The following is a 4,573-nucleotide window of genomic DNA, read 5'->3' as shown; positions in this document are numbered from 1 at the left end:
GGGTTAAGGCGCGGTTTTTCGGAGTCTTGGGGAGAAATAGCCAAGATATCGGCGGATTCTAGCCAAGGTGGCTCGCTGACGGCGGAAAATGTCAGGGATTGGCGAGAAGCAAAGAAGTGATTGATCGCCGCTTGGATGAGTTTGCCGATCGTGAAGGGAGCCGCTTGGGTTTGTTTTTCTAGCCAATCCTGGAGACGTTGTTTGAAGGTGATCAGCAGAGAATTAGGCAGACTTAAGGGATATTTTGCCGATAAAGCGGGGGAATCAGCACTATATTCTAAATTATTCTTCTCTTTTGCCCAGAAATGCTCGATCGCCGCATAAATTAACCAATAAAGTCGCCAGAGATAGGAGTAATTTTTCTCGAGAGTCGGGGACTGGTTAACGAGATCGGAAGGGGGGTTAGAGGTGTGGCTCAAACTGCCTGGGATTGCGGGGGAGATAGCGAGAAATTTAGTCTCGAAAATCGCTAATTTTTCGTCAATAACTCCTAAAATTGCTTGGGAATTTAAATTAGGCAGTGGTAAGGAGGGTGGTGTCGGGGTTTTGACGAGATGGGATTCTTGGAATAGATTTATGGCGATCGCTATTTGTCCCTGTTGTTCCCAGCGTAGTAGGTTCCAAAACCAACGTATCGGAGGCAAGACAGGATTTTTGTCGGTAAAATTTGGTAATAAAGGCGGATATTGAGGATTTAATCGCTTAATTCTCCGTTTTTCGAGGGCGTAGTTAGCCAGTGCCGTCCTAATTTGTTTTTCTATTTGTCTTTGGGTTTGATTATCGGTGATTTTAACGGTCTGGTGATCGTTAGTGACGAAAACTAAAGCTTGATCCTCTAGATCGGCTGCTATGCCAATAAATGGCGTTTCTTGGTCAGATAAGCTCTGTAGAAATTCTTTGATCGCATCCGTTCCCTCCTTGCTGGGGGGTGATAATTGTTTCTGGAGACTGTTCCCCAATTGATTAGCCGTCACCCGCAGCGATTGTACCAGCAAATAGACGGGATAGAGGGCTATTTGCAGGGCAATAGCGATCGCATTTTGACCGCGACGGGAAACGCGGCCGAGGTTATCTTTCAGACGGATCAAGCGACGGTTGATCAGGTTGAACAGTCGGCTTTTATAGGGATCGGCAGCCATGGATTTTGGGCGATAACATCTTCATTTAGACTATCCTATTGTGCAAGGGCGGGATAAAAAAATTTTTTGCCAAAACCCTTGACTCCCAGAAAGATTATTGTTATATTTAAAAAGGTCTGAAATCCAAGCCCCCATCGTCTAGTGGCCTAGGACACCTCCCTTTCACGGAGGCGACAGGGATTCGAATTCCCTTGGGGGTATGAAAAGAAGTCAGAGTAAGCTTCTGACTTTTCGGTTTTTTTCTCCCGTTGATGGCTTTTTGGTAGGGTGACGGTGAAGATTGTTCCTCGATCGATCTGACTTTCGACGCTAATTTGTCCATGATGACTGAGGGTAATCGCTAAAGCGATCGCTAATCCTAATCCTGTTCCCCCGGAAGTGGCGGAATTTTGCCGTGCGGGATCGAGACGATAAAAGCGATCAAAAATATGGGACAAAGCAGCCTCGGGAATCCCGATTCCGTTATCTTTGATGCGTACCAGTAACACCGATTGTCGATCGCGTTTACTTTTTTCCAATTCCACTGCCACATTTTTAGGCTCAGATTCGGGCAAAAAAGCGTGTTTTAGGGCATTAGAGATTAAATTTGTGAATAAACGTGCTAATTGATCCCAATCTCCCTGCATAGTAAACATTTCATCGCTGTAGGAAAAATCCTCTTGGTCCGGTTCCACGATCGACAAAGAGAGGGAAATTCCCTGCTTATCGGCGATTAAACGCTGTTCTTCCACCACTTCCATCAATAAAGCATCCAAAGGTACAGCTTGCTCGATCGGTTGGACGATGCCACTATCAGAACGGGCTAAAAAGAGCAGATCATTGACTAAATTGCCCAATCTTTCCGTTAAACGCTCGATCACCTGCAAGCGTTGATCGCCAGTTTGGGGATAAGCGATCGCCATTTGCACGTTAGTTTGGATAGTGGCGATCGGATTGCGTAATTCATGGGAAGCATCGGCGGTAAATTGTTTTAAACTCTGATAGGACTCTTTTACTGGTTGAATGGCTAAACCGGACAAAAACCAACCAATCCAGGCAACACTAGCAATCATCAGGCAAATTCCGGCGATTAAATCCAATAATAGCTGTCTAATCGGTTTTGTCACCTCAAACCAAGGATGACTTACCCGCAGATATCCCAAAACATGATGATCGATTTCCACCCTTTCGGTTATTTGTCGCAGCAGACGATCATCGGATAAGCGAATAGTTTCCCCCTGACGGTGGGGATGGAGGGGAATATCTAAGGATTCAGCCAGAGTTGACCAAAGTAGATTACCTTGGGGATCAAACCATTCCAAATCTATATGATCGTCCTCGACGGATTTACCCTGACTGGGAAAACTTGCGAGGGGATCGACGCGATAACGTCCTTGGTTCGGGGGAATCGATTCGATCACGAGGGAACGATTTACCACCTCAATGATGTGTTTGAGGGTATCATCAATGCGATCCACTAGGGTATGCCGCACATAAAAATACATTCCCGTAGCGAGAAAAAGCAGTAGTATGGCAGTGACAACAGTGTACCATAAGGCTAAACGGCGGCGAGTGGCTTGGAACACTGATAATCTATGGATTGGCTAGAGATTTTTAGAGCAATGTATCGCATTTTACAGCTTATTTGAGCGATTTAAGAAGGGAGAATAAATTATTTTTAGCTATAGGGAAAAACTGACGGTTGCCAAGAATAGCTAGACTTGAAGGCTCATAGTCCTTAGAAATTGCTGCTAACAAAGGTATTTTTAGATACATTCTTCTCAATAATTGTTTGAGTAGAACTACAAAAGCAGCCAAAGTGAATTATATTTAACCCTATGGCAACAAGGCTGACAGGAACGGCTAAAAATATTTTCGATCTTATTTGAATTAATTACAACTATCAATGATGAATTTAAATTATTGGTTAATGAAATCGGAACCCGATGTCTATAGTATCGGGGATTTAAAAAAAGATGGTCAAACTATTTGGGAGGGAGTGCGAAATTATCAGGCGCGCAATTTTCTCCGTCAGATGAAACGGGGAGATTTGGCCTTTTTTTATCATTCTAATACGACCCCGCCGGGGATTGTCGGCTTGATGCGCGTAGTGGAAACCGATATGATCGATCCCACACAATTCGATCGTGATAGTCCCTACTATGATTCTAAATCCTCTCCAGATTCCCCGCGCTGGTGGACGGTTAAAGTTGAGTTTGATCGCCTTTTTCCCCAACTGCTGCCCCTAGGAATTTTAAAACAAAATTTTACCGCCGATGAATTATTATTAGTAAGGACAGGAAATCGTCTGTCAGTGATGCCTGTCAATCAAGCGATCGCAACAAAAATTCTCGCTTTAGTCGCTCGTCAAGGAGTATAAATAAACTGTGAACCAGAAAGATGCTATTAATTTACTTTCCCTGATTGGGGGATTATTGGTCACTATTGTCATTTTAGCGGCCTTTAATGCCTATGTGATTATCACCCCCGGACAAGCGGGAGTTTTAAGTGTGTTAGGAAAAGCTAAAGACGGGGTTTTATTGGAGGGATTGCACTTTAAACCTCCCTTTGTTTCTAGTGTCGATATCTACGATGTTACGGTGCAAAAATTTGAAGTTCCTGCCCAAAGTTCCACTAAAGATTTACAGGATTTATCCGCTAGTTTTGCGATTAATTTTCGTCTCGATCCGACTCAAGTAGTGGCCATTAGAAGAACCCAAGGAACTTTACAAAATATTGTCGCTAAAATTATCGCCCCTCAAACCCAAGAATCCTTTAAAATTGCCGCCGCTAAAAGAACAGTAGAGGAGGCAATTACTCGACGCAGTGAGTTAAAAGAAGACTTTGATAATGCCCTATCGACTCGGTTAGAAAAGTATGGTATTCTAGTCTTAGATACCAGTGTGGTAGATTTGAATTTTTCTCCGGAATTTGCTCGGGCCGTCGAAGATAAACAAATCGCGGAACAACGCGCCCAAAGAGCCGTTTATATCACCCAAGAAGCAGAACAACAGGCCCAGGCAGAAATCAATCGCGCTAAAGGGAAAGCTGAGGCACAAAGACTATTAGCAGAAACTTTAAAAGAACAGGGGGGAGGATTAGTTTTACAGAAAGAAGCGATCGAAGCTTGGCGCGAAGGTGGGGCGCAAATGCCCCGGGTTTTAGTCATGGATGGATCGGGAAAAAATAGCGTACCATTTTTATTTAATTATAGTGATTCTTTTTCAGAAAATACCCCCTAAATTCGGGTCTATTTAGCCTAATTATTTTCTCAAGATACAGTCTTTCCCATCAAGAGGAAGTGTAACCTAAATTTGGTAAGCTGTTGACTATCTAAATTACTCGTTAAGACTACAGGGGAGAAGGGAGCAGGGAGAAGGAGTTTCAGCCTAAGTCCACCCCACTTCTCCCCATTCCAATCCCATGCCACCATCCCCAACCCTGTCTCTTATACA

The 4,573-nt window shown here is 43.8% G+C and carries 3 protein-coding genes, 1 tRNA gene and 1 pseudogene; 3 read left to right on the top strand and 2 right to left on the bottom strand.

The window, feature by feature from the left end; all coding sequences use genetic code 11:
- On the bottom strand, positions 1–1,139 hold a 1,139-nt coding region (locus tag IQ242_RS17330; protein WP_193960833.1), incomplete at its 3' end, for a hypothetical protein.
- 127 nt (positions 1,140–1,266) lie between these two features.
- Here IQ242_RS17330 and IQ242_RS17325 point away from each other — a divergent pair.
- Positions 1,267–1,339, top strand: a tRNA-Glu gene (locus IQ242_RS17325).
- Between the two features lie 18 nt (positions 1,340–1,357).
- Here IQ242_RS17325 and IQ242_RS17320 read toward each other — a convergent pair.
- Positions 1,358–2,704 (bottom strand): annotated as a pseudogene (locus tag IQ242_RS17320) (sensor histidine kinase); the annotation flags it as partial.
- Positions 2,705–3,024: 320 nt separating this feature from the next.
- On the opposite strand from IQ242_RS17320, the gene IQ242_RS17315 reads away from it, so the two are divergent.
- Together IQ242_RS17315 and IQ242_RS17310 are read left to right on the top strand one after the other, a co-directional pair.
- On the top strand, positions 3,025–3,498 hold the full coding sequence (locus tag IQ242_RS17315; protein ID WP_193960832.1) for an EVE domain-containing protein: 474 nt from the start codon (positions 3,025–3,027) through the stop codon (positions 3,496–3,498).
- Between the two features lie 7 nt (positions 3,499–3,505).
- A complete protein-coding gene (locus tag IQ242_RS17310; protein ID WP_193960831.1) occupies positions 3,506–4,360 on the top strand; it encodes a prohibitin family protein in 855 nt (284 codons plus the stop codon).
- Positions 4,361–4,573 lie beyond the last annotated feature (213 nt).

Origin of the sequence: Microcystis sp. LEGE 08355 (assembly GCF_015207185.1) — a bacterium.
Classification (GTDB): Bacteria; Cyanobacteriota; Cyanobacteriia; order Cyanobacteriales; family Microcystaceae; genus Microcystis; species Microcystis panniformis.
Note: the sequence above shows the minus strand (reverse complement) of the source record. Positions and strands in the feature narration are given on the sequence as shown.